Here is a 24,777-nt window from a genome sequence, read left to right on the forward strand (position 1 = left end):
TACGGACGAAACCTTCGCCGAGGTGATCGCGCACAACCAGGTTTATGACCGGTTATGTATCAATCGGTGATGTGCATTAAGCAGCGCAGGCGCGGCCATAAGCTTTGTTGGCTGCCCGCGCGATGGGGTAGGCTTGCGCATCGTTTACCGGCAGCTTCTCGTCCTTCGCGGTCGTGACGAGCCAATACAGGGCGCGCCGCACGATAAACCCCGACACTGCCGTGCGAAGGCTATCATACAGGAGTGCGTCGATGACGAACCTGTTGAACTGCTGGTCTTGTCCCCGCGACAATGCGTGCATAGCCTGGGCAAGCGCGGTGTCTCTATCCGCGCGCGGCCGCGACATCAGGCCCGCAAGGAAAGTGCGGGTCATCATGCCATCGCCAGCCCGACACACTACGAATTCCACGAAATCGCCAACGACTACCGGAACGGTCTTGTCCTGAAGTAACTGATTTGCGTGATATTCCAGGCTACCCCAAACGGCGTCGGCTAGCCGTAGCCTTGAGGCGGCGCGCCGAAAATACCACGCAGCCGCAAACGGTGCGGCAAGAACTATGGCAGCGATGGCAATCATGTACATGGTCGCGCTCCCTTCCTAGTTGCGCCGGTTTTGACGGTTGGAGGTTAACTTTTTCCTGCTCTGGCCTACACGTTCGTCCAGTTTTCGCATTTCCGTGCGATGAACAATTATCTGCTTAACTACGCCATTCGGCAAGCAGCAGATCACGAAGGCTATCGCGAGTACAACGCATAGGAACGCCCAGGGATGCGAAACCATCGCATCCAACAGCGCCATAACGAAGTTCGAAGCCTTCTCCGCATCCTCGAGCTTATCATCAACCCCCATGATTCGCCGGTTAGCACGTAGATAGAATATGCCAAGTGCTCATATGGGATGTACCGAATATAGAACCATTGCGGCGTAAAGAGGGTGAAGGAGCAGAAACTTCTACCTTGCTGAGCCTATTATAGATGCGTCTAGGACTTACTCCGCAGCCGCTGGATAAGCGCTGGGACGATGTCGAGCAGGTGCGCTATATCCTCGGCGTTGGCGCCTTCGCGCTCGGCCTGGTCGTATCGGTGCTGGGCCAGTCGCATCAGGTCGTGATCGGTGAGAGGCAGCGTGAGTTGGTCACCCGTCATGATGAGGCGCCCTTGTCTTGATGGTTCCTGGTTTACGGTCCCCCAGCGCGGTTTTCGCTGCGATGAGAAGCGCTTCGCCTGGGCTCCGGCCGGAGCCGATCGCCTCGCCGTTCCCGGTTGAGGCGGTGGCACCTGAAGCGTCCCAGGTCACTGAGCCGCCCGACGATCCAAACACATAACGGATCAGCGCACTCTCTGACGCCTGACAGTCTAGCATGCGTTCCAAGCCGTTTAGCTCGGCGCGCCAGCTGTACCACGGGCTGCTTCCCCGTTCAGGCTCTGGGTTCAGCGCCAGCCAGGTAGATCGAATGCGGTGGAAAAGTATGTCGGCCATTCACGAACAAAGCGCTCTCGCTCCGAGTCGGGTCAAGGGATTTGTTCTGCATATGTTCTGAATTATCGAAGCTGACGCGCCAACAAAACAGGGCCCGAAGGCGGTTAGCCCCGGGCCCATGTTGGAATTCCAACATTGGAAATGTTGGAATTATGAGGCTAAGTCTTTGAAAAACGGTGACGGGTCCACCATGGGTCGTTTCCTAGAAATCCTCTGACGCCTCGACGTCAGGTGGGGACCATATGCGTCGGACCACGGTCCGGGCAGGGACAGCCCCCAATGGATTGCTTATAGCCTCAGGGATGTTCGAACGGCACGTGCCGGGCAGATCCCGTCCCCCCTTAGTTAGGCGTTCGGCGAGCCATCCTCAAGGCGCTGCGCGAGATTTTCGACATGATCGGCAATCTTTGCGAGTTTTTCCGCGAAGGCGGGCGGAAACGCGGGCTCGGCGGGAGCCGGGGGAGGGGGTGCCTGGACCGGGGGGCGTTGGCGAAGTTCGTGCAGTTCGTCTGCCAGCATCAGTGAGGCAAACAGCAGCATGCGGGGTTCGGTCTGTCCCACGACGCCGGCATGACCGAGCTTCTCGTCGATCATCGCCGCAAGCTTCGTGACGTGAGCTTCCTCGCCGTCTGCGCAGGCGAGCATGAATTCGCGCCCGCCGATCGTAAGGGTGATGTTTGCCATGGCTGCTATCAGGACCGGCGCTGCGCGAGGAGCGCGTCGATCTCGCCGAGCGCTTCCTCCACGGTGCCGCGAAGCCTGCCATGACGGTCCTGCAGGGCGCGGGTTTGCGATACCACACGTTCCAGCCGCGAAAGTGCGGCTTCGATCCGATCGATCGCCGTCTGGGCCGCTGCTTCGTTCGTCGCCTTGCTGGTCGCTTCGTTCATGGGCGAGTGGCTACAGTGAAAAAGCCAAAACGCAATCAATTGGCGGCCCTTGTTCACAATCCTTTCGATCAACCGAGGCGATTGTGCCACCATGTGATTGGCACACATATGTACAAGCCCCCATGTACGGGAGGCCTAAATGGACGTTAGGCGAACTTGACGGGAGACGGCCTCGCCCTAAAGGGGGTCGGCAAGTTCGAATCGTCCCATTTTCCGTTTCCGGAGCCTCACGATGACCCTTGCTGCTGACCGTCTCGCGCCGATGGCCAATGCCATCCGCGCGCTGTCGATGGACGCGGTCCAGGCGGCCAACAGTGGCCACCCCGGCATGCCCATGGGCATGGCCGATGTCGCGACCGTCCTTTTCGCCAAGTTCCTCAAGTTCGATCCCGCCGCGCCCAAGTGGGCCGACCGCGACCGCTTCGTGCTGTCGGCCGGTCACGGATCGATGCTGATCTACTCGCTGCTCCACCTGACCGGCTATGCCAGCCCGACGATGGACGACATCCGTGGCTTCCGTCAGCTGGGCTCGGTCTGCGCCGGTCACCCGGAAAACTTCCTGATCGAAGGCGTCGAATGCACCACCGGCCCGCTCGGCCAGGGTCTGGCCATGGCGGTCGGCATGGCGATGGCGGAGCGTCAGCTCAACGCCACCTTCGGCGACGATCTGGTCGATCACAAGACCTGGGTCATCGCCGGTGACGGCTGCCTCATGGAAGGCATCAACCACGAAGCCATCGGTCTTGCCGGCACGCTCAAGCTGGGCCGCCTGAAGGTGCTGTGGGACGACAACAAGATCACCATCGACGGCGACACCTCGCTGTCGACCAGCGAAGACATCCCGGCGCGCTACCGCGCTTCGGGCTGGGACGTGTTCGAGTGCGACGGTCATGACTTCGCCGACATTGAGCGCGCGCTGGCCGAGGCTGCCGCTTCGGACAAGCCTACGCTGGTCGCCTGCAAGACCGTGATCGGCAAGGGGGCCCCCAACAAGCAGGGCGGCCACGACGTTCACGGCGCTGCGCTGGGCGAGGCCGAAGTGGCCGCTGCCCGCGAATACCTGGGCTGGACCTCGGCTCCCTTCGAGGTTCCGGCGGAAATCCTGGCCGACTGGCGCTCGCTGGGTCAGGCCGGTGCCACGGCTCATGCCGACTGGTTCGGCCGCCTTGCCGCTTCCGACAAGGCTGACGAGTTCACACGCCGCATGGCCGGCGAACTGCCGGAGACCGACGCGATCCGTGCCAAGCTGGCCGAATGGCTGGAAGGCGATTCCACCGTGGCCACCCGCAAGGCTTCGGAAAACTGGCTGAATGTGCTGGCCCCGGCGATCCCCGAGATGATCGGCGGTTCTGCCGACCTTACCGGTTCGAACAACACCAAGGCCAAGTGCCAGGAACCGTTCACGCCGGACAACTACGGCGGCCGCTACGTCTACTATGGCATCCGTGAATTCGGCATGGCCGCGGCCTTGAACGGCATGGCGCTGCATGGCGGCGTGATCCCCTATGGCGGCACCTTCCTGATCTTCTCGGACTACTGCCGCAATGCGATCCGCCTCTCGGCGCTGCAGCAGACCCGCGCGATCTACGTGCTGACCCACGATTCGATCGGCCTTGGCGAAGACGGCCCGACCCACCAGCCGGTCGAGCATGTGATGTCCATGCGCATGATCCCGAACCTTTACGTGTTCCGTCCCGCGGACGTCATCGAGACGGCGGAATGCTGGAATATCGCGCTGGAATCGCAGGACACCCCTTCGGTGCTGGCGCTTACCCGCCAGAACCTGCCGCAGTTGCGCAAGACGGGCGACATGCTCTCGGCACGCGGCGCCTACACGCTCCGCCATGCCGAGGGCGACCGCAAGGTCATCCTCATCGCCACCGGTTCGGAAGTCGAACTGGCGGTGAAGGTGAAGGCCGAGCTGGAATCGCAGGGAATCGGCGCCGACGTGGTCTCGATGCCGTGCATGGAGCTCTTCGCCGCTCAGGACGAAGCCTACCAGCACGAGGTTCTGCCGAACGATCCGTCGATCCTGAAGGTCTCGATCGAGGCCGGCGTCACCATGGGCTGGGAGCGCTATACCGCGCAGAGCCGCAACGGCGGCCTGAATATCGGTCTGGACCGCTTCGGCGCCTCGGCTCCGGCCAAGGACCTCTTCGCTCGCTTCGGCTTCACCGTCGATGCGATCGTTCCGAAGATTCTCAATAAACTCAGCGTGTAAACAGGAGAATTGCACATGGCGACCAAGGTTGCGATCAACGGTTTCGGACGTATCGGGCGCAACGTCGCGCGCGCCATTCTCGAGCGCACGGACCACGACCTCGAACTGGTTTCGATCAACGACCTTGCCGACGCCAAGGCCAATGCCCTCCTGTTCAAGCGTGACAGCGTCCACGGTACTTTCGAAGGCACTGTGGAAGTCGACGGCACTGACCTGATCGTAAACGGCAAGCGTATCCACGTCACTGCCGAGCGCGATCCGGCCAACCTGCCGCACGCCGCGCAGGGCATCGAGATCGTCCTGGAATGCACCGGTTTCTTCACCAACAAGGAAGCGGCCTCCAAGCACATCGACGCCGGCGCTAAGCGCGTTCTGGTTTCGGCCCCCGCCAAGGGCGTGGACCTCACCGTCGTTTACGGCGTGAACCACAAGGAACTGACCGCCGAGCACGTCGTCGTCTCGAACGCATCGTGCACCACCAACTGCCTGGCACCTTTCGCCAAGGTTCTGCATGAGAAGATCGGTATCGAGCGCGGTCTGATGACCACGATCCACTCGTACACCAACGACCAGAAGATCCTCGACCAGATCCACAGCGACCCGCGCCGCGCCCGCGCCGCCGCGATGAACATGATCCCGACCAGCACCGGCGCTGCCGTTGCCGTGGGCCTCGTTCTTCCGGACCTCAAGGGCAAGCTCGACGGTTCGTCGATCCGCGTGCCGACCCCGAACGTCTCGGTCGTCGACCTGACCTTCGTGCCGAAGCGCGACACGACCACCGAGGAAGTCAACGCGCTGCTCAAGGAAGCGGCCGAGGGCGAGCTCAAGGGCGTGCTTGGTTACACCGAGGAACCGCTGGTTTCGATCGACTTCAACCACGATGCGCATTCGTCGACCATCGACAGCCTTGAGACTTCGGTTCTCGAAGGCAAGCTGGTCCGCGTCCTGTCGTGGTACGATAACGAGTGGGGCTTCTCCAACCGCATGGTCGACACGGCCGGCGTGATGGCGGGCCTGCTCTGAGGACCTGATGGAGACGGGCCGTCTCGTCGGCAGCGTGCGGGAGGAGGAGCCTGTATGCGCCGGTGAAACGGCGGTCCGTCGCCCGACTGTCGCCGCGGGAGTCCATACCGGACTTTCGCGGCGCGGTGCGTCCGGAGCCCGTCTCGCGGGCCGGAACATCGAGGAATGCTCCCGGTCCTGAACCGGGAAACTGAACCGGCGCGGACCTGTACGCCGTGCCTTCGAGCGGCGGGCCCGGCGCGGGCCCGCAGGACGGCGCTATCGCCGCCGTCGAGATAAGGATCGAGCAATGAGCGCTTTCAAGACCCTTGATGACCTTGGTGACGTGACGGGGAAAGTTGCGCTCGTGCGCGTCGACCTCAACCTGCCGATGAACGACGGCGTCGTCACCGATGATACCCGCATTCGCGCCGCTGTGCCGACAGTGCTGGAACTTGCCGAAAAGGGCGCCAAGGTTCTCCTGCTCGCTCACTTCGGCCGCCCCAAGGGCGACCGCGTGCCCAGCATGTCGCTGTCGATGGTGGTCGGCGCGGTCGAGAAGGTGCTCGGCAAGGAAGTGATGTTCGTCCCCGAGATCGCCGGTGACGTGGTCAAGCAGACCGTCGGCATCCTGCGCGCCGGCGACATTGCCATTCTCGAGAATACCCGTTTCTGGAAGGGCGAGGAGAAGAACGACCCTGAACTCGTCAAGGCGATTGCCGAGAACGCGGACTTCTACGTGAACGATGCCTTTTCCGCAGCGCACCGCGCCCATGCGACGACGGAGGGCCTTGCCCACGTCCTTCCTGCCTATGCGGGCCGCTCGATGCAGGCCGAACTGGAAGCGCTCGACAAGGCGCTGGGCAGCCCGGAAAAGCCGGTTGCGGCCGTGGTCGGCGGCGCCAAGGTTTCCTCGAAGCTCGACGTGCTCAAGCACCTCGTCACGCAGGTCGATCACCTGATCATCGGTGGCGGCATGGCCAATACCTTCCTCGCCGCCAAGGGCGTGGACGTGGGCAAGTCGCTTTGCGAACATGACCTGACCGGCACTGCGACCGAGATCCTCGACGTGGCCGACAAGTCGGGCTGCACTGTCCATCTGCCTTACGAAGTGGTGGTCTCGAAGGAATTCGCCGCCAATCCGCCCAGCCTGCGCACCTGCAATGTCCACGAAGTGGCTGCTGACGAGATGATTCTCGACGTTGGCCCGCTCGCGGTGGAGGCGCTGGGGGACGTGCTCAAGACCTGCCGCACGCTCGTATGGAACGGCCCGCTCGGCGCATTCGAGACGGTTCCGTTCGATGCCGCTACCGTGGCTCTGGCCAGAACTGCGGCTGCGCTGACCCGCGAAGGTTCGCTGGTTTCGGTCGCGGGCGGCGGCGATACTGTCGCGGCACTGCATCACGCAGGCGTGGCGGACGATTTTTCGTACATTTCGACGGCAGGCGGTGCCTTTCTCGAATGGATGGAAGGCAAGGAACTTCCCGGCGTGGCCGCACTTTCGGCCTGAGCCGCCGATCTGCTGGGGGAGGGGCGGCAAGCATGAACAGATCGATGCCTGCCGCTCGTCCCGAACGGCAACTGCCCTGGCACGGCAGATATGTAACGCTTGACGGCATGCGCGGGATCGCCGCGCTTGCCGTCGCGCTGTTTCATTTCAACATTTCCCAGGCGCCGCACGGGTATGTTGCGGTGGATTTCTTCTTCGCACTGTCCGGCTTCGTGCTCTGCACGAGCTACCTGTCTCGTTGGCAGGGCGGCATGGGTACCGGCGCTTTCATGGCGAAGCGCCTCGTGCGTCTCTATCCGCTGTTCCTCGTCGGTGTGCTGCTGACGACCACGGTCGGCCTCGTGCGGCATCATACCGGCGGCGATACCTCGCTTAGCCTGCCGACGATCGCCATCAGCACGGCGTTGAACGCTCTGATGCTGCCATCGCCGCTGACAGGCACGCTGTTTCCGCTCAATGTCCCGGCATGGTCACTGTTCTATGAGCTCATCGCCAATCTGGTGATGATCGTCGTGCTCTTCCGCCTTCCGCGGCTTCTGCTGCTGGTCGTCTGTCTGGCCTCGGCATGGTGGTTCGCCCCGGCGGTTCTTGAGAACGGCTCGGGCAATATCGGCGCGATCTGGAGCGAATGGTCGGTAGCACTGGCGCGGACGCTCTACTCGTTCTGTGCCGGTATGCTCATCGCCCGGCTGCGCCAACCTGCACACCGCCCGGCGACTTTGGGGGGCATCGCCTGCCTCGCCGCGATTGCGGTCATGCTGCTGGCCGACCCCCGGTGGATCGCCGTAACCCATTACGATCTGGCCTGCACGCTGCTGGTCTCACCGCTGCTTGTCTGGTTCGGATCGCGCGTGGAACCCTCGCGAAAGCTGGCACCTGCGGCCTGGTTCGTGGGAGAGGTATCCTTCGCGCTCTATGCCGTGCACTGGGCGTTGATCGAGCCGATGCGCTATTTCAAGGATGATCTGCACTACAACGAAGTGCTGATGGCCTTCGTGTTTCTCGGTGCCTGCCTGGCCGTCGCCTGGTTCTGCGTTCGCTGGATCGACGTGCCGGCACGCACTCTGCTGTCCGATATATTGCGCCGGCGGCGGCAAGCGCGCGTCTTCGTTGGAACGGATCATCCGGCCGATGGATAGCCTTTTGCCGCAGTTGCGAAACGGAGCTCCGGAGAATAAGCCCGTTTCAGGTTGCTGATACAACTTAGGAGGAGAAACCATGGAATTTTCAGAGATGACGGCCAAAATGGCCGGCGGGAACGGTTTTATCGCCGCGCTCGACCAGAGCGGCGGTTCAACCCCGAAGGCCCTTGCGGGATACGGCATCGAGGAAGGCGCATGGTCTTCCGAGGAAGAGATGTTCGGCCTGATCCACCAGATGCGCGCGCGCATCATCGCTTCGCCTGCATTCACCGGAGACAAGGTGATCGGCGCGATCCTTTTCGAGCGGACCATGGATGGTGAAGTCACCGGCGTGCCCACTCCGCAGGCCCTGATCGCCAAGGGCGTGGTGCCTTTCATCAAGATCGACAAGGGCCTTGAAGACGAAGCCAACGGCGTGCAGCTGATGAAGCCGATGCCGACGCTGGACGCGCTGCTCGCGCGTTCAAAGGCACTGGGCGTCTACGGCACCAAGGAACGTTCGGTGATCCAGTCGGCCAATGCCGAGGGTATCGCTGCCGTAGTGAAGCAGCAGTTCGAGATCGGTCAGCAGGTGCTCTCGCACGGCATGATGCCGATCATCGAGCCCGAAGTGAACATCAAGAGCGAGACCCGCGCCGAGTGTGACACGCTGCTCCTTGCCGAGATTCTCAAGAACCTCGATGCGTTGCCGGATGGCGTGCGCGTCATGCTCAAGCTCTCGCTGCCGATCGTTCCGGGTACTTTCGATCCGCTCGTCTCGCACCCCAAGGTGCTGCGCGTCGTTGCCCTGTCGGGTGGCTACAAGCGTCCCGAAGCCTGCGCCGAACTGGCGAAGAACAAGGGCATCATCGCCAGCTTCAGCCGTGCGCTGCTTGAAGACCTGCGCTCGCAGATGAGCGATGCAGAGTTCGATGCTGCGCTGGCCGATGCCATCGACGAGATCTTCAAGGGCTCGACCCAGAAGGTGGACGCAGCGGCGGCTGCCTGATCCCGTCGCGGATTTCGCTTGAAGGGAAGGGCGGTGCCGAAAGGTGCCGCCCTTTCTCGTTGACGCGTTCTTCTCTCAAAGTCCGCCCATGAAACGGAACCCGAACTGGTAGGCGAAGGGCGCTGGCCGGGTTCCGGCAACAGGGGCGGGGAGCGCGTCGAGAAGCTCCAGTTGTCCATCCGCGATCTGGATCGGCTGACCAAGGGTCATCTCCACTTCGCGAGGACCGGAGCCGAGATCGATGCGAACACGAACGCGCAGACGGCCGGCCCAGACGCACTGGGTGCCTACCGCGCAGCGACTGTCTTCCAGCAAGGCCAGCGGCGTCACCCTGGGCCCATCGACATGAATCGTCTCGCCGATACGTGTATAGGCAAGCGGAGGGCCGCTATAGGAAGCCGGTGGAGGTGAGGGTTCCGGAGAGGGGGATGACGGGCCGCTTGGGGCAGGCCCACTCGGGACAAGGTCACCCGGCGCCGTGTCCTGCGGCGTATAGAAGGGCGGTTGATCCGGGCTTTCGGCAGGGGGTGCATAAGGCGAAGCTGGCGCGGGCGTAACGGATGGCGGCGCCGAACCCTCCGGAATGATGCGGCATCCGGCGATCCCGGTGGCCGCCAGGAGCAGCACAAGGGCGAGTGTCCGGGCGGGTCGTTTCATGTTCCTCCCCTTGGCGTGAACGGATGTCCGGTTCATAATTTGCCGCAGGCGAGACTAGCGGCGCGGGCTGAACCTCTCCCGAACGAATGCGCTTTTCGCGGAGGCGCGGGAGCGTTAGTGTTTATGCCGATAGACGGGACGGCAATGAAATTCTCCCAATATTGGTCTGCTATCAACGGGCCGATCAAGATCTGGCTCGCTTGCATAGTGGTGGTGTTCGTCGCACCATCCCTGTTGCCGCCTGCCGTTATCAGGCTGGTGGTGCCGCCCATCTTTTGTGCGTTGGTGGCGACCTTGCTGATCGCGTGGCTGCGTCCCCGATACGATCCCATGTTGCGACGGGCAATGGCGCTGCTCCTGGGCGAAACGGCCTGGCTCCTGATGGAGGCGGATGCGCTGCCTGCGGCCATGCTGGTCGATGTTCTCGCCGGTTTCCTGCTGCCGTTACTTCTCCTCTGGCGGCCCTCGCGGGTTCTGGTGGCGATCATGGCCGGGGGCGTCAGCGTCGCGGCTGCCAAGGCGATGTACCTGGCTTCGACCGCGCCGGGCTGGAATACCGATACTGCGGCCGACGCCCTGCACGCGGTGATGAGGTTGACTATCCTCCTGTTCGCGGCAGGAGCGCTGGGTAGGGTGAACCGCGAACGCGACGACGCGCGCTTTGAAGAGGAACTCTTTTCCTCGGCCCCATGAAAGGCTAGGTGCGCGCATATGGAAGACATCGAACGCGAACCGACACAGCTTTACCTGATCTCGCCGCTGGACGTGGGCGGCACGTTCCCCGAACGGCTTGCCCGCGCACTCGATGCCGCGCCTGTCGCGGCGTTCCAGTTCCGGGTCAAGGACGTGGACCAGCACGAGGCTGCGCGTCTTGCAGAGCCCCTGCAGAAGATTTGCGCAGAGCGGGAGGTCGCCTTCATCGTCAACGATTCGATCAGCCTCGCCAAGCGGCTTGGAGCCGACGGCGTGCATATCGGTCAGGAAGACGGGACAGTGGAAGAGGCGCGCAATGCGCTTGGCCGCGATGCGCAGATCGGCGTGACCTGCCATGACAGCCGCCACCTCGCGATGGATGCTGGCGAAGAAGGCGCGGATTACGTGGCGTTCGGAGCATTCTTCCCGACCACTACCAAGCAGGTGAAGCATACTGCTGGGCTCGATCTGCTCGAATGGTGGCAGGGAATCTTCGAAATTCCCTGTGTGGCGATCGGCGGGATCACGCCGGAGAACTGCGGGCCGCTGGTGAAGGCAGGCGCTGACTTCCTCGCGGTTTCGGGCGCGGTCTGGAACGGAGACGAAGTGGCGGCAGTAAAGGCTTTTCACGAAGCCATGGCTGCGGCGATGAAAGCCGAAGGCTGAGGGATCAGGGCAGGGGCCGGTTCCCTGCCCTTAACAGTGCTGGTGGAAGCGTGCTGGCGGCGATTTAATTAAAAATCAATCTTCGCAATAACTTCCTCGCCGAACTTCAGTGCGATGTCGCAATATTGGGCGCGTGTTTCGGCGTGGATCGTCGCACCGGAGCCATGGACTCCGAGCGACTTGAGGTTGGCATAGTGATCGAGCGCTTCCTGTGCGCTCCAACCATCCTTCACAGCGTAAGTCGATGAGGCGATGACTTTGGGGGGCTCGGCACGGCCGACTTTTCCGCAGTGATCCGCCATGTATCCGATCGCGGCGAGGATATCGTCGTCTCCTTCGAGATTGGCGGTGCGCGCAGTGTCGGTAACGCTCTTGGGTACGAAGAACGGGTGCCAGGCGTCACCCAGTTCGACCGCGCGGCGCAGGGCCCGCTTCGAGTTGCCGCCGACCAGCAGGGGCGGGTGCGGTGTCTGTGCAGGCGTGGGCAACATGCGGTTGCCGAGCGCGGTATAGCCGGTGCCCTCGAACGTGAAATCCTCGCCGGTCCAGGCCAATTTCATCGCATTGATATATTCGTCCATGAGGTCGTTGCGGGTATCGAAATCCACGCCGAGCGCCTTGTACTCAGCCTTCATGTAGCCCGCGCCGAGGCCAAGGATCACGCGCCCATTCGTGAAGTGGTCAAGCGATGACACGGCCCGGGCGGTGAGAAACGGATTGCGATAGGGCAGGACCAGGATGTTGGTCTGGAGGCGCAGTTTCGTCGTCGAGGCACCCAGCATCGAGAGCAGGACGAACGGGTCCTGCGCATAGTGCCCTCCGGCATCGAGCCAGCGCGCTGAGGGCGCCGGGTGATCGGTGACGGTGCCGGCGTAGAAGCCCGCCGCTTCGACGGTGCGGGCGATTTCCTGGAGCGCGTCAAGGGTGCCGAATTCCTCCGGGCGATCGATATGGTCGAACGGAAGGCTGGTGCTTAATGTGAAGGTCATGCCGGAAGTTCTTTCAATCGTTGGATTTCTCGCAGTGGATTTCAGGCGATGAGTTTCAGGGATTCGGTTCGGGGGGAAGAACCCAGGTATCGTCGCGGTTGCGCACCCAGCCTCCCGAGGCCCAGGTTCCGCCGTCCACCGGAATGATCGTGCCGGTGACGTAGCTTGCCATCTGTGAGGCGAGGAACACCGCCACGCGGCCGCACTCTTCGTCGATCCCGGCACGGCCGAGCGGGATGCGGCGGCGGATCACGTCTTCCTGTTCCGCGCTGGGCCTGGGCCAGATGGCTTCATCTACGGGGCCGGTGAACTGTCCGCGCGTACCGGGTGTTACCGTGTAATCGGGCGCTATGGCGTTCACCCGGATGCCGTGTTCGGCGAATTCCAGTGCCAGCGTGCGCGTCAGGTTGTTCACGCCGGCCTTGCAGGCGGCATAGACCGCGTAGCCCGGTGCTGCGCGGGCCGCCTCGATACTGGTGACGTTGATGATGGAACCACCCCGCTCGCCCGCAATCATGACTGGCAGTGCAGCCTGCGTGGCGGCGAGGTTGGAAACAAGGTTGAGATCGATGTGGCGCCGCCAGTTCTTCTCGGCGAGATTGAGAAAGCCCCGGCGCGTTACGCCGCCTGCGTTGTTCACCAGCACATCGAGGCGCCCGAACTTCTCGGCAGCGGCGGCAATGGCGTGTTGCAGGGCCTCCACGTCCATCACGTTTCCGGGGATGCACAGCGCCTTGCGGCCGCGCGCCTCGATCATATCGGTGAGTTGTTCGCAGCGTTCAGGCACCGCCTCGATCAAGGCGACATCGGCGCCCATGTCCGCCATGTTCAGTGCGATCGACCTGCCGATCCCGCCTCCGCCGCCGGTAACAAACACAACTTGTCCCGTAAGGTCGATGATGCCGGCGTCCACACCCGTTCTCCCGCTTATGCCAGCCGTCTTCGGCCTTTGGCGATGGGCTGCCGCAATAAGGATACGGCGCTCAACAGATGTTCAGCATCTGGCAGATCGGCGGGCTCGTCTATATCTTTTTCCAGCCCGCCGGAGAGGATCGTCTCCACGGTCAGTCCAAGTTTTTTCGTTTCATCGCAGTGCCTTGAGTAGCTTTCTTCACCGAAGGAGAAAGGAAACCATATGGTTTCGGGCAACGTCAGCGAGAGAGCGTTGGTCCCCGTACCATGCCGATCGGGCGCCACGCCGACTACACCTGCGGGCAGGCTCGCGAGCCGGTCGATGTCAGCGGTCGTCAGGCAGGGAAGATCTGCGGGAAGCACCACGACGCGGTCCGGGCCGGTCGTGGCGATCGCACCAAGCGCCGATCCCAGCGCCCGGTTCAGGTCGGATCCGGAGTCAGGCAACCTTACAAGGCCCTTGCCAAGACCGGGACGGGACGGCCCCAATATGCAGATCCGGTCGATTGCCGCGCAGGCGCGTGCGGTTGCCAGGACATGGCGGAACATCGCGCAGACGAGGGCTTCGCGCTCATCCGGAGCAAGTGCCCGGGCCAGCCTCGTCTTGCCGAGGCCCGGCGCCTTGACCGGGATGAGCGCCCAGCAGCTCACGGGACCAGCGGAGCCTGGGCAAGGTTCGTGAAGCGTATGCCCGCCCCGTCTGCCTTGTAGGTCTTGTTCATGTAAATGAGGATCGAGGTCAGAGCCTCTGCCGCCGCCGAGTTGGCCAGCGCCCCGCCGGAGAGGCCCCGAATGCCCATTCCGGGGCACAGGCCGACCACGGTGTTGCGCGCCTCCACGTCATCGCTGAAGACCAGCACATCACAATCGATAGCGTGGTCGCTGTCGAGATGATGGGCCGACACATTGTGGAACGCCGTGACCAGCCTCGCATCCGGCCCGAGGTGTTCGCGCGCCTGCATGGCGGCGCTGCCTTCTGCGGGAAGCTGTACGCGCATGACCTTGGGCGGGACCAGCGGCACGGTCGTGTCGACAACCACGGCATTGCCGACCGCGTCGCGGATCTGGCGCAGGGTGTCGCCCTGCGAGGCATGGGGAACGGCCACGATCACCACGTCCTTGCCGCGCGCGGCCTCGACATTTTCAGCGTGGCCGGCGGCACCCAGTTCCCCGGCCGTCACCTGTGCCTTGTCTGCCGTGCGTGAACCGATGGTCACTTCGTGACCGGCCTGGACCAGCCTGCGGGCAATGCCCTTGCCGAGAGCGCCGGTTCCGCCGATCACTGCGATCGCTGCCATTGATTATCTCTCCCGCGAATTCTTGTTCGTCATGATTGTGGTTTGCGGCGCTGCGGACGTAGACAGGCGTTCGGGAGGGCCAATGAACAGAATTCCAGAACTGACCGTACGACCGCTGGCCGGAATGCCCATGTTCGCCGCCGGAATGTCGGTAGCGCAAGCGATTTGCTCTGCCATGGCCGCTTCCGGCGACGGGTTCCGTGACGGCGATATCTGCGTGGTGGCCCAGAAGATCGTCTCCAAGGCGGAGGGCCGCACGCGCGATCTGTCGCGCATTGCACCCGGTGCCGAGGCCGAGCGCCTTGCACGCGATACCGGCCGCGATGCGCCGATGATGCAGGCCATTCTGGACGAGAGTTCGCACATCCTGCGAAGCAACCCCGCGGCCGTGATCGCTTGCCATCGCACCGGGCATGTCCTTGCCAATGCAGGCATCGACGCATCGAACGTGGAAGGGGGAGACGCCGGCCGGGTTCTGCTCTGGCCGCTGGACCCCGATGGCTCCGCACGAGCCTTGCGCAGCGCATTGCAGGCAGAGAATGGCGTCAGGATCGGCGTGGTGATCGCGGATTCGATGGGCCGCGCCTGGCGGATCGGAACGCTGGGCACGGCGATCGGCTGCGCCGGGATAGCCGTGCTGGAAGACCGGCGGGGGCGGGCCACGGACCTTTATGGACGAACCTTGCAGGCAACGGTGATCGGTATTGCGGATTCGCTCGCCGCGATGGCTGGGCTGGCCATGGGCGAGGGTGACGAGGGCACGCCTGTCGCCCTTGTGCGCGGCGGCGCGCGCTGGGTGACGGACGAGGACGGGCCCGGTGCGGCGAGCGGGCTGAGACCCATGGAGCAGGACATGTTTCGATGAGCGGGCGTCATGTCCTTGCGCTTTCCGGCGGTGTCGGCGGGGCCAAGCTGGCGGCTGGCCTGGCTGCGGTCATGGATCCGTCCGACCTCACCATCGCCGTGAACACGGGCGACGATTTCGAACACCTGGGCCTGACCATCTGCCCCGACATCGATTCCGTCATCTATGCGCTTGCCGGTCTCAACGACATCCAGCGCGGATGGGGCGTCAAGGATGAGACGTGGCAGGCCATGGCCATGCTGCGCGCTATGGGCGAGGAGGACTGGTTCAATCTCGGCGATCGCGACCTCGCGATGCATCTGGCGCGGAGCTGGCGGTTACGCGCGGGTGAAAGCCTTTCAGACGTGACTGCGCGGCTTGCCGGCGAACTGGGAATCGCCCACGCGATCGTTCCGATGAGCGACGGGCCGGTGCGCACCCAGGTTCGCACGGTGGCGGGATGGACGGACTTCCAGCGGTGGTTCGTCGGCGAGCAGTGCGGCCCGGCTGTCTCCGCGATCCGTTTCGAGGGTGTGCCGGGCGCGTTGCCTTCGCCCGGTCTGGCCGCGGCGCTGGGCCGTGAGGACCTGGCGGCAATCGTGATTTGTCCCTCGAATCCGTACCTCAGCGTCGATCCGATCCTTGCCGTTGACGGTATTCGCGAAGCGGTTGCGGCACGGCGCGTGCCGCTGATCGCAGTCTCGCCGCTGGTAGGCGGTGCTGCCGTGAAAGGGCCGCTGGCGAAGTTGCTGGCCGGGATGGGGCAGGCGGTGGGCAATGCGGCCATCGCTGATCACTACGGCGATCTTCTCGACCACCTCTTGATCGACCATGCCGATGAGGCCGATGTCTCTGGTTTGCAGGCGCGGGGACTTCAGGTCACCGTGACGAAGACAATGATGCGCGAAGCCGCCGACAGGACAAGGCTCGCGCAGGAGGTGCTTGCCCTCGCAGGTGCCTGAAGGGTGAGCAGATGCAGGATGAAACCGCCCAATCGTCAGCGGATGAACTGAAGGCGTGGCTGCTGGCCGCACCGCTGGAAGAGGTCACCGCGCGGGCAAGAGCGCGGCGCGATGCGCGCGGGCCGGCACGGATGACGTATTCGCCCAAGGTGTTCATCCCCCTGACGCGCCTCTGCGCGGACGTCTGCCACTACTGCACTTTCGCGACCACGCCCTCGCGGCTTGAAGCGCCTTACCTGACGCCTGACGAAGTGCTGGCGATCGCCCGCGCCGGTGCCGCTTCGGGTTGCCGTGAGGCTTTGTTCACGCTGGGTGATGCCCCCGAACGCCGCTACGCCGCCGCGCGCGAATGGCTGGCCGAACGCGGGTTTGCCCGCACCGTCGACTATGTGCGGCACTGCGCCGAACTGGTGCTTGGGGAAACCGGGCTTCTGCCGCACGTCAATGCGGGGCTGTTGGAGCAGCAGGATTACGCGATGCTGCGCCCGGTCGCTGCGTCGGCAGGGCTTATGCTGGAAAGCATCTCCGAGCGGTTGCTGGAAAAGGGCATGTGTCACCACGGCTCGCCGGACAAGGTGCCGGCGCTTCGCCTCGCCTCGCTGGCGGCCGCCGGGGAGGCGAGGGTGCCGATGACCAGCGGCGTCTTGATCGGAATCGGCGAGACCGCCGAAGAGCGGCTCGACAGCCTTTTTGCACTGCGAGACCTGCACTGCGAGCATGGGCATCTGCAGGAAGTGATCGTCCAGAACTTCTGCCCGAAACCCGGTACGAAGATGGCGGAGGCGCCCGAAGCCACCGAAAACGATTTCCTGCGCGTAGTCGCTGCCGCGCGCCTTATCCTGCCTGACGAGGTATCGGTTCAGGCGCCGCCCAATCTCAACGATGAGCGACTGGTAGAACTCATCGACGCAGGGATCGACGACTGGGGCGGCATCTCCCCTGTCACGCTCGATCATGTGAACCCGGAAGCGCCCTGGCCTGAAGTCGAGCGGCTGCGCGCGATCTGCGCGGGCAAGGGGCTGCCGCTGGTCGAGCGGCTGACGATCTATCCGCGTTTCATCACGACCGAAGAAAGTTCATGGATCGACCCGGCGATCCGTCCAGCCGTTCTTCGTCATGCCGATGCCGAAGGGCTGGCGCGTGACAGCGTCTGGAGCCCAGGCCTTGCAGGCCAGCATGCGCCGGGCAACGTCCACGCGCCGCTGGGGCGCCAGCACGAAGGTCCGGTGGCCGCGTCCCTCCATCGTATCCTTGAGCGGGCGGCCAGCGGGGCGACGCTGGGCGAGGACGATATCGTGGCACTCTTCGCAACGCGGGGCGCTGCGGCGCAGGCCGTGGTCGACGCCGCGGATGCCCTGCGGGCCGAAGTCAGCGGCGAGACGGTAACCTATGTCGTCAACCGCAACATCAATTATACGAATATCTGCACGCACACCTGTTCGTTCTGCGCGTTTTCGAAAACCAGCAGCAAGGCCGGGTTCCGCGACAAGCCCTATAACCTCGATCTCGGCGAGATCGCCGGGCGTGCCCGCGAAGCCGTTGCACGCGGGGCGACCGAGGTGTGCCTCCAGGGCGGCATCCACCCCAGCTATACAGGAGATACCTACCTTTCGATCGTGCGCGCCGTGAAGGAGGCTTGCCCCGATCTGCACGTTCACGCCTTTTCACCGCTTGAGGTGAGCCAGGGCGCTCGCACGCTGGGCATGCCGGTCGGGGATTACCTCGCCATGCTCAAGGATGCGGGGCTGGGCTCTCTGCCCGGCACCGCGGCGGAAATCTTGTGCGACGATATTCGCGAGCAGATCTGCCCCGGCAAGCTGACGACGCAGGAATGGCTAGACGTGGTCGGCAGTGCTCACCGCGTGGGTCTGCCCACGACCTCGACGGTGATGTTCGGCCACCTTGAAGGCACCGGGCACTGGGCTCGCCACTTGCTGGCCTTGCGCAATCTCCAGCTCGATACGGGCGGAATTACCGAGTTTGTGCCGCTGCCGCTCGTGCATATGGAGGCGCCGTTCTATCGACGCGGACAATGTCGTAAAGGGCCGACCTGGCGCGAGGCGGTGATGATGCATGCCGTGGCGCGGCTTGCGCTCAACGGTGCGATCAACTCGATCCAGTGCTCTTGGGTGAAACTCGGGATGGACGGTGCCGCTGCGGTCCTTGCAGCGGGGGCCAACGACCTCGGCGGGGTGCTCATGGACGAAAGCATCAGCCGCGCGGCAGGCGCAGCGCACGGACAGGGCGTGACGATAGAGGAATTGCGCCAGGCTGCCGAAAGCGTGGGCCGGCGGTTGAGACAGCGCACGACGCTCTACGGCGAGGTTCCGCTGGAATTGGCCTGAAGAACGGGAGGATCGGGGAGCGCCGGCCGGCGCCACCCCCCGACCGCGTTTCACATGGCCTTGATCTGCTGCCACATGGCATCGGGCATCCAGGTATATTCGATGTAGTGCCCAACCACCTTGCGCGCATCGAGGTACAGGAATTTCAACCCATTGGGATCGTCGTTCGGTTGGCGTTCCATCGCCAGCGGAAGCTCCTGCGCATCCACGCGCGAGCGGAAGTCCGCCCAGTTGTCCACGCCGAAGCAGATGTGGTGGAAGCGCAAGGGGCCGCCGTTCGACAGGCAATTGGCGTAGATGCCTGCCTCGTCGATCTCGTTTTCGATGAGTTCGATCTGGAGTTCGTCGACCCAGATGAAGCAGATGCGCCCCTTCTGGCGCTTGAGCCCCTGCGGGGTCAGCACTTGCTGGTCGACCGGGATGATCATCGGCTCGCGGGTAAGCCCCCGGCCACGGAACAGGTCGATCGCGGCTTCCAGATTGTCGCAGACATAGGCGTTTTGATAATGACGGCCTTCGAACATCGATCTCTCCCTGCCGGCTTGCCGCCGGCGAAGCGGTAATTTGCCCGTCATCCCCGCGGGCGCTGGATGCGCGTTAGCGGGGGTGACGGGCGACAGGAGCGGCGTGTGCTTTCTCAGCCTTCGCGCGCAACGTCATAGCGGGAAAGGTAGCGTTCGAAGAGCGGCTCAAGCTCCGCCTTCTCTATGCCGTACTGTGCGAGCTTGTATTCGTGCTTGCCGAACTTGTCCTGCGGGTTGTCGTTCACCCACTGCTGGATGCCGGCCTCCGCCTCGGCGGTCCATTCGTCGCCAAGCTGCTGGTAGACCTTCTTCATCGTGCCGATCGGATCGGCGGTCATGTCGGCGTAGTGGACGTCGATCACCTTGTCCTCGCCGTGCTTGTCGCGGAAATCCATGATGCGGTTGGCGTGCTCGGCGGCCTGCCAGGTGTAGTTTTCCTTGAGCCACGCGGTGTCCGGCTTGCCCATGTGCGCCATGTGGCTGAGCGAGATGACCGAGCAGAGCGAGCCCGTGGCAGTGAAGGGATCGCGATGCGCCCAAAGGACCCGGGCATCGGGATAGACCTTGAAGATCGTCTCCAGCCACAGCGCGTGGCTGGGCTTCTTCACGTTCCACACGCCGCCCGCGTTCTGCTGAAGCACTTGCAGGAACTTCTTGTGGTATTCGTAAGCGCTGGTCATGTCGCAGGAGAAGATGAACTCCTTGTATTCCGGCAGCTTGCCCTTGGAATCGATCATCAGCGTCTTGAAGTCGTGCGCCATGAAGAACACGCACTCGTTCGGATAGACGGCCGAGCCGCGATAGTACTTGCCCATGGCCGGATTGGCTTCGAGCATAGCCTTTTCCTGCGCCAGACGCGCCTGTGCGCGTGGGTCGGTGGTCAGCAGGTCGGCCGAGGCGACCGGCGGCACCGGATCGTCAATTTCCCAGGTCAGCGGCGAACGGCGCGCAGGATCGGCAGCCAGCAGGTTCGAAAGCAGCGTGGTGCCGGTGCGGGGCACGCCCATTACGAAGACCGGCCGCTCGACCGGGCGGCTGAGAAGTTCGGGGTTCTGACGCAGGTAGTCCGAAATCTTCAGACGGCCGCGCAGATAGTGGAGCGTGTCGGCGGTCCCGCGCGCGATGCCTCCCTCTGTGTACTGCCCGCGCGCGATCCCGGCGTTGAAGTCGTTCACGAAGACGTCGAAGCCTTCGTGCCAGGTGTCGTTGTCGAAGTCCCGGATGCCGGTGTCCTTCATCGCCTGTTCGACGAGAGCGTCGCCGACGAGCTTGTCCGCCGTGAGTGGCTCGGTCATTTCGTGATCCTCTTTCCCGTGTCTTTGAGTGGGCCGCTGCGGCGACCTCATGGGCACGAGTTAGCCTGTGCGCAGGGCCCATTGGCAATGCGGCAGACGCGTCAGATCGAGCCGTTATATCGAATCCCGGTCAAGACCCGTCCATGGGGACAGGAGCGTTATGCGGCAACGGAGTGCATCGATCCCAGCGCACGGCCTTGCCGCTGGCGGAAGGTGCTGGGACTGGCGCCGACGGCGCGCCGGAAGGCGAAAGTGAAGCTCGAAGGAGAGGAGAAACCCATGGCGAAGGCGACTGTCTTCACGCTGTCGCCGTCCATCAACATGCGCTTGGCGGCTTCCATCCGGCGCTGCTCGATATAGTCGCCGATCGAACAGGCACGGCTCACCCGGAAGCCGCGCGTGAGTTGGCGCACCGACAGCGAACAGAGGTCTGCCAACTCCTGAAGCGAAGGGGCGGCGAGGTCTCCGGCCAGCCGTTCCTCGATCAGCCTCAGCCGCCAGCCGGAAAGCCCCCCGGTCATCGGGCGCTCCGAGACTTCGAGGCCGTAGCGACCGAGTTCGATGGACAGTTCTCCGCCCAGCAGTTCGAGCATCCGGCGCGAAGCGAGGCCGGGGTGGCGCACTTCGGCGGTGATGCGGAACAGCAGCGCCCGCACTTGCGCACTGGCGATGTCGAGCGCGGCGGCGAGATGCGCATCGTCCCAGTTCAGCGTCTGTCCGATGAACTCGTGGACCATGGCGGCGTCTATCGTGCAGACCAGCGAGGCCTGCCTGCCGCGTCCGCCGCGAATGTAGAGCGATTCGCCCGGTGGGATCGCGAAGATGTCACCCAGTCGCTCGAAACGGTGCGGGCCCCAGCGTTCGCGGTATCCGCCACGCGATTCAAGGGGGCGCGGGGTGAGGCACATGTTGACGTGATAGCCTTCGCCCAGGGCGTGGCGTGTGTCGGTCGGCTCGGGAATGTCGAAACGCACGATCTGTGCGCAGATGCCCGGTGCCGACAGTTCGGCGTCGACGATCATGGTAGGCAGGTGGGCTGCCTCGCTCGCTTGCATCGCATCGTTCTCCCCAGGGGCTTCGGGCCTCTTGTGAAAGGCGGGCCTGAATTATGTCCCTGATGCCAAGATAAGGCCCGAATTCTATTCCTGGCGGGGTTGCGGGACAAGCCGTGCACGGGAAACATCGCGCCAACGAAAGCGCGGGCGGACAAAGCCCGCGTAATGACAACGGGATCGAGGAGAGAATGATGGCCAAGGGCCTTTTCGACTGCACGGGTAAAGTGACGGTGGTGACCGGCGGCAACGGCGGCATCGGTTTCGGCTTTGCCATGGGCGTCGCGAAAATGGGCGGCGATCTCGCGATCTGGGCGCGCAATGCGGAAAAGAGCGCCAAAGCCAAGGCCGAACTGGAAGCGGCGGGCGCGGGCAGGGTGATCGCCTATCAGGTGGACGTTTCGGAAGAGGCGAACATTATCGCCGGCTACCAGCAGGTCATGGCGGATTTCGGCCGGGTCGACTGCGTCTTCGCCAATTCGGGCGCTTCGCCGCGTTACAATTCCACGTTCGAGATGCCGACGGAGCATTGGCACGAATTCCAGAAGACCGCGCTGCATGGCGCCTTCTTCACCCTGCGCGAAGGCGCGCGGCTGATGAAGGAGCGGGTGGAAGCGGGTGATCAGAGCGGCGGCAGTCTTGTCGCCTGCGGTTCGCTGTCGCTGTTCCAGGGGCTGCCGGGCAAGATGGAATACGCCTCGTCCAAGGCGGCGATCGCCGCTGCGGTGCGGTGCCTTGCCATCGAACTGGCGCCGCTCGGCATCCGCGCCAACGTGGTCGCTCCGGGGCTCGTCATCACCCCGATGATGGGCGAGGGCGCGCGGGCCGATGCAGTTGCCGCGCACTTCGCCCCGACGATCCCGATGAAGCGCACCGGTTATCCGGCGGACTTCGAGGGCATCGGGGCCTACCTTTGCTCTGACGCCAGCTCGTTCATGACCGGCGAGACGGTCACGATCGACGGCGGCTACATGGTTCGCCCCTGAGCGACCGGGAGAGGAGACAGGCGATGGAACTGCTCAAGATTCACGGGGTCGGCGATGTACGCGTCGATGCTTACGAACGTCCGGCAGCCGGGCCGAAGGACGTGGTCGTCAGGATGAAGTCGGTCGGTATCTGCGGATCGGACCTGTCCTACATCAAGATGGGCGGAATTCCGCCCGGCGTGGAGACTGCGCTCGGCCATGAAGGCGCGGGTGACGTGATCGAGGTCGGCGCCGACGTCGCGGGAATTGCGGTGGGCGATCCGGTGATCGTCAATCCGATGATGACGCCCAGCAACATCGGCTCGGGCGGCCCGGAAGGCGCCTTCACGCAGGAACTGCTGGTGCGAGAGGCGCGGCTTGGCGATTCGATCCTGCCGATCCCCGAGGGCATCTCGTATGACGTGGCCGCGATGTGCGAGCCGCTGGCCGTCGCCATGCACGGGGTCAACCGTGCCGACGTGAAGCCCGGCGACAAGGTCGTGGTGTTCGGCTGTGGGCCGATCGGCCTTGGCATGTTGCTCTGGCTGATCGATCGCGGCGTGACCGACGTGGTGGCGCTGGATCTGTCCGAGGAACGGCTGGAACGCGCCCGGGCACTGGGCGTGCAGGCGGCGCTCGATCCCAGCAAGGTCGATCTGCGCGCGGAACTGGCACGGCTTCACGGTGAAGTGCCGAGCTATGGCCGGGTGGGCGTGGGCACTGACGCCTTCATCGACGCGGCGGGCGCGCCCAACATCCTCACCGAAGTCATCATGATGGCCAAGCTTCATGCCAAGCTGGTTATCACGGCCGCCTATATGCGGCCCATAGAGTTCCCGGTCGGCCGCATGCTGACCAGCGAGATGACGATCACCACGGCGGTCGGCTATCCCACGGAAATGCCCGAGGTGATCGCTGCCATGCCGCGCCTGAAGGACAAGATCGCGGCGATGATCAGCCACAAGCTGCCATTCAGCGAGATCATGAAAGGCCTGGAAATCGCGGCGACACCGCAGTCCGCCAAAGTCATGATCGGCATCGAGGAGTCTTGAGATGAGCCCAAGTGCTGACAGTGTGAAGGACGCCGGGCCGAAGCTGGCAGGGCTCGTCCGCTCGGGCGACGAGCAGGCCGAAGCCATCGCGATCACCGATTTCGTGTTCCAGGCGAACGACATCTCGAATGCCTATCTCGTGACGACCGCCGAGGGCGATGTCCTGATCAACACCGGCTTCATGGACAATGCAGAGCGCACCAAGCGCCTGTTGACCCCGCCGCGCACCGGCCCGCTGGCCTTCATCATCCTTACCCAGAGCCATGCCGATCACTTCGGCGGCGTGCCGGAATTTCTGGAAGAGGGTACGCAAGTCGTTGGCGGGCCGGGCTTCAACGAAGCGCTCTCGGACATGATGCGCCTTCAGCCCTTTTTCGGACCGAGGAGCGGCAAGCTCTGGGGGTCGACGCTCAAGCGCGGCGGTTCGCCCAAGCCGGCGCCGGATGTGGTGCCCGATATTCTGGTCGACCGCCGTCTGACCATCGACCTTGGCGGGCGGACGTTCGAGCTGATCTCCACGCCCGAGGGGGAGACGATCGACTCGCTCACGGTCTGGATGCCCAAGGAGAAGATCGCCTTCACCGGCAATGTCTTCGGGCCGGTCTGGCTCTCGATGCCGTTCCTGAACACCCTGCGCGGAGACAAGCCGCGTCTGGTGCGTAATTACCTGAAGTCGCTGGAGACGATCCGCGACCTCGGTGCCGAGATCATCGTCACCGGGCACGGCGAGGCCATTCGCGGGGCCGAGCGCATCCGCGCCGATCTCGACAAGTTGCACGCCGCAGTCAGCCATGTTCGCGACTACACGCTGGAAGGCATGAAGTCGGGTAAGGACGTGCACACCCTGATGCGCGAATTCGCCTGGCCAGAGGGGTTGGAGATCGGCGAATTCCACGGCAAGGCCGCCTGGGCGGTCAAGTCGATCTGGCGCGAGTATTCGGGCTGGCTGCACTATGAGGACGGCACCACCGCTCTCTACGGCGTGCCGCGGTCCAGCGTCGATGCCGATCTGGTCGAACTTGCTGGCGGCGCGGCCAGGCTGGCCGAACGGGCGCAGGCGAAGCTGGATGCGGGCGCTCCGCTGGAAGCCGTGCACCTGACCGACATAGCCCTCAGTGCCGAGCCGGACAATGCGGGGGTGCTTACTGTGCGCAAGGCGGCGCATGAGGCGCTGCTGGCGGCTTCTGGCGGCAAGAACCTGTCCGAAACGATGTGGCTGCGTTCGGAGATCGCGGCAATGGAGGCCAGGCTCGGCGATTGATCGGGCGGGAGTTTCAGGGGCGCTGTTTC

26 protein-coding genes are annotated in these 24,777 nt (G+C 63.8%); 14 read left to right on the top strand and 12 right to left on the bottom strand.

Going from position 1 to position 24,777, the window contains the following annotated elements:
• Window positions 1-76: 76 nt before the first annotated feature.
• Window positions 77-583 carry a hypothetical protein gene (locus U9J33_RS09025; RefSeq protein WP_324694620.1) on the bottom strand — a complete coding sequence of 169 codons (507 nt, stop codon included), beginning with the start codon at window positions 581-583 and terminating at the stop codon, window positions 77-79.
• Window positions 584-598: 15 nt separating this feature from the next.
• Window positions 599-850 carry a hypothetical protein gene (locus tag U9J33_RS09030; protein WP_324694622.1) on the bottom strand — a complete coding sequence of 84 codons (252 nt, stop codon included), beginning with the start codon at window positions 848-850 and terminating at the stop codon, window positions 599-601.
• A gap of 125 nt (window positions 851-975) precedes the next feature.
• On the opposite strand from U9J33_RS09030, the gene U9J33_RS09035 reads away from it, so the two are divergent.
• The gene (locus U9J33_RS09035; protein ID WP_324694624.1) at window positions 976-1,167 is read left to right on the top strand and encodes a hypothetical protein; all 192 of its coding nucleotides are present in this window, start codon (window positions 976-978) and stop codon (window positions 1,165-1,167) included.
• Window positions 1,168-1,825: 658 nt separating this feature from the next.
• Here U9J33_RS09035 and U9J33_RS09040 read toward each other — a convergent pair.
• Complete coding sequence (locus tag U9J33_RS09040) at window positions 1,826-2,164, bottom strand: cell division protein ZapA (RefSeq protein WP_324694626.1); 339 nt, start codon at window positions 2,162-2,164, stop codon at window positions 1,826-1,828.
• 8 nt (window positions 2,165-2,172) lie between these two features.
• Window positions 2,173-2,370: a hypothetical protein gene (locus tag U9J33_RS09045; RefSeq protein WP_324694628.1), complete on the bottom strand. Its 198-nt coding sequence runs from the start codon at window positions 2,368-2,370 to the stop codon at window positions 2,173-2,175.
• A 232-nt stretch (window positions 2,371-2,602) separates the two neighbouring features.
• Here U9J33_RS09045 and tkt point away from each other — a divergent pair, with 232 nt between their 5' ends.
• The 5 genes from tkt (at window position 2,603) to U9J33_RS09070 (ending at window position 9,233) form a co-directional block, all read left to right on the top strand.
• Complete coding sequence (gene tkt / locus U9J33_RS09050) at window positions 2,603-4,591, top strand: transketolase (RefSeq protein ID WP_054441415.1); 1,989 nt, start codon at window positions 2,603-2,605, stop codon at window positions 4,589-4,591.
• A 15-nt stretch (window positions 4,592-4,606) separates the two neighbouring features.
• Window positions 4,607-5,614 (top strand): type I glyceraldehyde-3-phosphate dehydrogenase, encoded by a 1,008-nt coding sequence (gene gap / locus U9J33_RS09055; RefSeq protein WP_324694631.1) that lies wholly within the window; start codon window positions 4,607-4,609, stop codon window positions 5,612-5,614.
• A gap of 289 nt (window positions 5,615-5,903) precedes the next feature.
• Window positions 5,904-7,103 carry a phosphoglycerate kinase gene (locus U9J33_RS09060; protein ID WP_324694633.1) on the top strand — a complete coding sequence of 400 codons (1,200 nt, stop codon included), beginning with the start codon at window positions 5,904-5,906 and terminating at the stop codon, window positions 7,101-7,103.
• A gap of 32 nt (window positions 7,104-7,135) precedes the next feature.
• The gene (locus tag U9J33_RS09065) at window positions 7,136-8,242 is read left to right on the top strand and encodes an acyltransferase family protein (protein ID WP_054441422.1); all 1,107 of its coding nucleotides are present in this window, start codon (window positions 7,136-7,138) and stop codon (window positions 8,240-8,242) included.
• A gap of 79 nt (window positions 8,243-8,321) precedes the next feature.
• A complete protein-coding gene (locus U9J33_RS09070; RefSeq protein ID WP_054441424.1) occupies window positions 8,322-9,233 on the top strand; it encodes a fructose bisphosphate aldolase in 912 nt (303 codons plus the stop codon).
• A gap of 75 nt (window positions 9,234-9,308) precedes the next feature.
• On the opposite strand, the gene U9J33_RS09075 is transcribed toward U9J33_RS09070, so the two are convergent.
• Window positions 9,309-9,890: a hypothetical protein gene (locus U9J33_RS09075; protein WP_324694636.1), complete on the bottom strand. Its 582-nt coding sequence runs from the start codon at window positions 9,888-9,890 to the stop codon at window positions 9,309-9,311.
• Between the two features lie 144 nt (window positions 9,891-10,034).
• Here U9J33_RS09075 and U9J33_RS09080 point away from each other — a divergent pair, with 144 nt between their 5' ends.
• Both U9J33_RS09080 and thiE read left to right on the top strand, forming a co-directional pair.
• Window positions 10,035-10,583 (top strand): hypothetical protein, encoded by a 549-nt coding sequence (locus tag U9J33_RS09080; protein ID WP_324694638.1) that lies wholly within the window; start codon window positions 10,035-10,037, stop codon window positions 10,581-10,583.
• 18 nt (window positions 10,584-10,601) lie between these two features.
• The gene (gene thiE / locus U9J33_RS09085; protein WP_324694640.1) at window positions 10,602-11,249 is read left to right on the top strand and encodes a thiamine phosphate synthase; all 648 of its coding nucleotides are present in this window, start codon (window positions 10,602-10,604) and stop codon (window positions 11,247-11,249) included.
• Window positions 11,250-11,317: 68 nt separating this feature from the next.
• On the opposite strand, the gene U9J33_RS09090 is transcribed toward thiE, so the two are convergent.
• From U9J33_RS09090 to npdG, 4 genes are read right to left on the bottom strand one after another with little or no spacing between them, the layout of a single operon-like run.
• Complete coding sequence (locus U9J33_RS09090; protein WP_324694642.1) at window positions 11,318-12,238, bottom strand: TIGR03619 family F420-dependent LLM class oxidoreductase; 921 nt, start codon at window positions 12,236-12,238, stop codon at window positions 11,318-11,320.
• Window positions 12,239-12,293: 55 nt separating this feature from the next.
• Window positions 12,294-13,151 carry an SDR family oxidoreductase gene (locus U9J33_RS09095; RefSeq protein WP_324694644.1) on the bottom strand — a complete coding sequence of 286 codons (858 nt, stop codon included), beginning with the start codon at window positions 13,149-13,151 and terminating at the stop codon, window positions 12,294-12,296.
• A gap of 14 nt (window positions 13,152-13,165) precedes the next feature.
• Window positions 13,166-13,801 (bottom strand): 2-phospho-L-lactate guanylyltransferase, encoded by a 636-nt coding sequence (cofC, locus tag U9J33_RS09100; protein ID WP_324694646.1) that lies wholly within the window; start codon window positions 13,799-13,801, stop codon window positions 13,166-13,168.
• On the bottom strand, window positions 13,798-14,448 hold the full coding sequence (gene npdG, locus U9J33_RS09105; protein ID WP_054441438.1) for an NADPH-dependent F420 reductase: 651 nt from the start codon (window positions 14,446-14,448) through the stop codon (window positions 13,798-13,800). The genes cofC and npdG overlap by 4 nt, the downstream gene beginning before the upstream one ends.
• 82 nt (window positions 14,449-14,530) lie before the next feature.
• Here npdG and cofE point away from each other — a divergent pair, with 82 nt between their 5' ends.
• The 3 genes from cofE to cofH are packed head-to-tail and all read left to right on the top strand — an operon-like array spanning window position 14,531 to window position 18,599.
• Window positions 14,531-15,313, top strand: a complete 783-nt coding sequence (cofE, locus tag U9J33_RS09110) for a coenzyme F420-0:L-glutamate ligase (protein ID WP_054441441.1) — start codon at window positions 14,531-14,533, stop codon at window positions 15,311-15,313.
• Entirely contained in the window at window positions 15,310-16,254 is a 945-nt protein-coding gene (gene cofD / locus U9J33_RS09115; RefSeq protein WP_324694648.1) for a 2-phospho-L-lactate transferase, read from the top strand. The genes cofE and cofD overlap by 4 nt, the downstream gene beginning before the upstream one ends.
• Window positions 16,255-16,265: 11 nt before the next feature.
• Complete coding sequence (gene cofH, locus U9J33_RS09120; RefSeq protein ID WP_324694649.1) at window positions 16,266-18,599, top strand: 5-amino-6-(D-ribitylamino)uracil--L-tyrosine 4-hydroxyphenyl transferase CofH; 2,334 nt, start codon at window positions 16,266-16,268, stop codon at window positions 18,597-18,599.
• Between the two features lie 50 nt (window positions 18,600-18,649).
• On the opposite strand, the gene U9J33_RS09125 is transcribed toward cofH, so the two are convergent.
• The 3 genes from U9J33_RS09125 to U9J33_RS09135 all read right to left on the bottom strand — a co-directional run bounded on the left by U9J33_RS09125 (window position 18,650) and on the right by U9J33_RS09135 (window position 21,473).
• On the bottom strand, window positions 18,650-19,123 hold the full coding sequence (locus U9J33_RS09125) for a hypothetical protein (RefSeq protein ID WP_324694651.1): 474 nt from the start codon (window positions 19,121-19,123) through the stop codon (window positions 18,650-18,652).
• Between the two features lie 113 nt (window positions 19,124-19,236).
• A complete protein-coding gene (locus tag U9J33_RS09130) occupies window positions 19,237-20,418 on the bottom strand; it encodes a sulfotransferase (protein ID WP_324694653.1) in 1,182 nt (393 codons plus the stop codon).
• Window positions 20,419-20,576: 158 nt separating this feature from the next.
• Window positions 20,577-21,473, bottom strand: coding sequence for a helix-turn-helix transcriptional regulator (locus tag U9J33_RS09135; protein WP_185997590.1), 897 nt, complete (start codon window positions 21,471-21,473; stop codon window positions 20,577-20,579).
• A 188-nt stretch (window positions 21,474-21,661) separates the two neighbouring features.
• On the opposite strand from U9J33_RS09135, the gene U9J33_RS09140 reads away from it, so the two are divergent.
• Genes U9J33_RS09140 through U9J33_RS09150 form a run of 3 tightly spaced genes read left to right on the top strand, consistent with a single transcriptional unit; the run spans window position 21,662 to window position 24,748 of the window.
• The gene (locus U9J33_RS09140; protein WP_324694656.1) at window positions 21,662-22,456 is read left to right on the top strand and encodes an SDR family NAD(P)-dependent oxidoreductase; all 795 of its coding nucleotides are present in this window, start codon (window positions 21,662-21,664) and stop codon (window positions 22,454-22,456) included.
• A 23-nt stretch (window positions 22,457-22,479) separates the two neighbouring features.
• On the top strand, window positions 22,480-23,487 hold the full coding sequence (locus tag U9J33_RS09145) for a zinc-dependent alcohol dehydrogenase (RefSeq protein ID WP_185997589.1): 1,008 nt from the start codon (window positions 22,480-22,482) through the stop codon (window positions 23,485-23,487).
• A gap of 1 nt (window position 23,488) precedes the next feature.
• A complete protein-coding gene (locus U9J33_RS09150; protein ID WP_324694658.1) occupies window positions 23,489-24,748 on the top strand; it encodes an MBL fold metallo-hydrolase in 1,260 nt (419 codons plus the stop codon).
• Window positions 24,749-24,777: the final 29 nt, after the last annotated feature.

This window comes from Novosphingobium sp. RL4 (assembly GCF_035658495.1).
GTDB lineage: Bacteria > Pseudomonadota > Alphaproteobacteria > Sphingomonadales > Sphingomonadaceae > Novosphingobium.

Coding starts and splice junctions, on each gene's coding strand:
- U9J33_RS09025 (WP_324694620.1), bottom strand. CDS start 583: ATGTACATGATTGCCATCGCTGCCATAGTTCTTGCCGCACCGTTTGCG.
- U9J33_RS09030 (WP_324694622.1), bottom strand. CDS start 850: ATGGGGGTTGATGATAAGCTCGAGGATGCGGAGAAGGCTTCGAACTTC.
- U9J33_RS09035 (WP_324694624.1), top strand. CDS start 976: ATGCGTCTAGGACTTACTCCGCAGCCGCTGGATAAGCGCTGGGACGAT.
- U9J33_RS09040 (WP_324694626.1), bottom strand. CDS start 2,164: ATGGCAAACATCACCCTTACGATCGGCGGGCGCGAATTCATGCTCGCC.
- U9J33_RS09045 (WP_324694628.1), bottom strand. CDS start 2,370: ATGAACGAAGCGACCAGCAAGGCGACGAACGAAGCAGCGGCCCAGACG.
- tkt (WP_054441415.1), top strand. CDS start 2,603: ATGACCCTTGCTGCTGACCGTCTCGCGCCGATGGCCAATGCCATCCGC.
- gap (WP_324694631.1), top strand. CDS start 4,607: ATGGCGACCAAGGTTGCGATCAACGGTTTCGGACGTATCGGGCGCAAC.
- U9J33_RS09060 (WP_324694633.1), top strand. CDS start 5,904: ATGAGCGCTTTCAAGACCCTTGATGACCTTGGTGACGTGACGGGGAAA.
- U9J33_RS09065 (WP_054441422.1), top strand. CDS start 7,136: ATGAACAGATCGATGCCTGCCGCTCGTCCCGAACGGCAACTGCCCTGG.
- U9J33_RS09070 (WP_054441424.1), top strand. CDS start 8,322: ATGGAATTTTCAGAGATGACGGCCAAAATGGCCGGCGGGAACGGTTTT.
- U9J33_RS09075 (WP_324694636.1), bottom strand. CDS start 9,890: ATGAAACGACCCGCCCGGACACTCGCCCTTGTGCTGCTCCTGGCGGCC.
- U9J33_RS09080 (WP_324694638.1), top strand. CDS start 10,035: ATGAAATTCTCCCAATATTGGTCTGCTATCAACGGGCCGATCAAGATC.
- thiE (WP_324694640.1), top strand. CDS start 10,602: ATGGAAGACATCGAACGCGAACCGACACAGCTTTACCTGATCTCGCCG.
- U9J33_RS09090 (WP_324694642.1), bottom strand. CDS start 12,238: ATGACCTTCACATTAAGCACCAGCCTTCCGTTCGACCATATCGATCGC.
- npdG (WP_054441438.1), bottom strand. CDS start 14,448: ATGGCAGCGATCGCAGTGATCGGCGGAACCGGCGCTCTCGGCAAGGGC.
- cofE (WP_054441441.1), top strand. CDS start 14,531: ATGAACAGAATTCCAGAACTGACCGTACGACCGCTGGCCGGAATGCCC.
- cofD (WP_324694648.1), top strand. CDS start 15,310: ATGAGCGGGCGTCATGTCCTTGCGCTTTCCGGCGGTGTCGGCGGGGCC.
- cofH (WP_324694649.1), top strand. CDS start 16,266: ATGCAGGATGAAACCGCCCAATCGTCAGCGGATGAACTGAAGGCGTGG.
- U9J33_RS09125 (WP_324694651.1), bottom strand. CDS start 19,123: ATGTTCGAAGGCCGTCATTATCAAAACGCCTATGTCTGCGACAATCTG.
- U9J33_RS09130 (WP_324694653.1), bottom strand. CDS start 20,418: ATGACCGAGCCACTCACGGCGGACAAGCTCGTCGGCGACGCTCTCGTC.
- U9J33_RS09135 (WP_185997590.1), bottom strand. CDS start 21,473: ATGCAAGCGAGCGAGGCAGCCCACCTGCCTACCATGATCGTCGACGCC.
- U9J33_RS09140 (WP_324694656.1), top strand. CDS start 21,662: ATGATGGCCAAGGGCCTTTTCGACTGCACGGGTAAAGTGACGGTGGTG.
- U9J33_RS09145 (WP_185997589.1), top strand. CDS start 22,480: ATGGAACTGCTCAAGATTCACGGGGTCGGCGATGTACGCGTCGATGCT.
- U9J33_RS09150 (WP_324694658.1), top strand. CDS start 23,489: ATGAGCCCAAGTGCTGACAGTGTGAAGGACGCCGGGCCGAAGCTGGCA.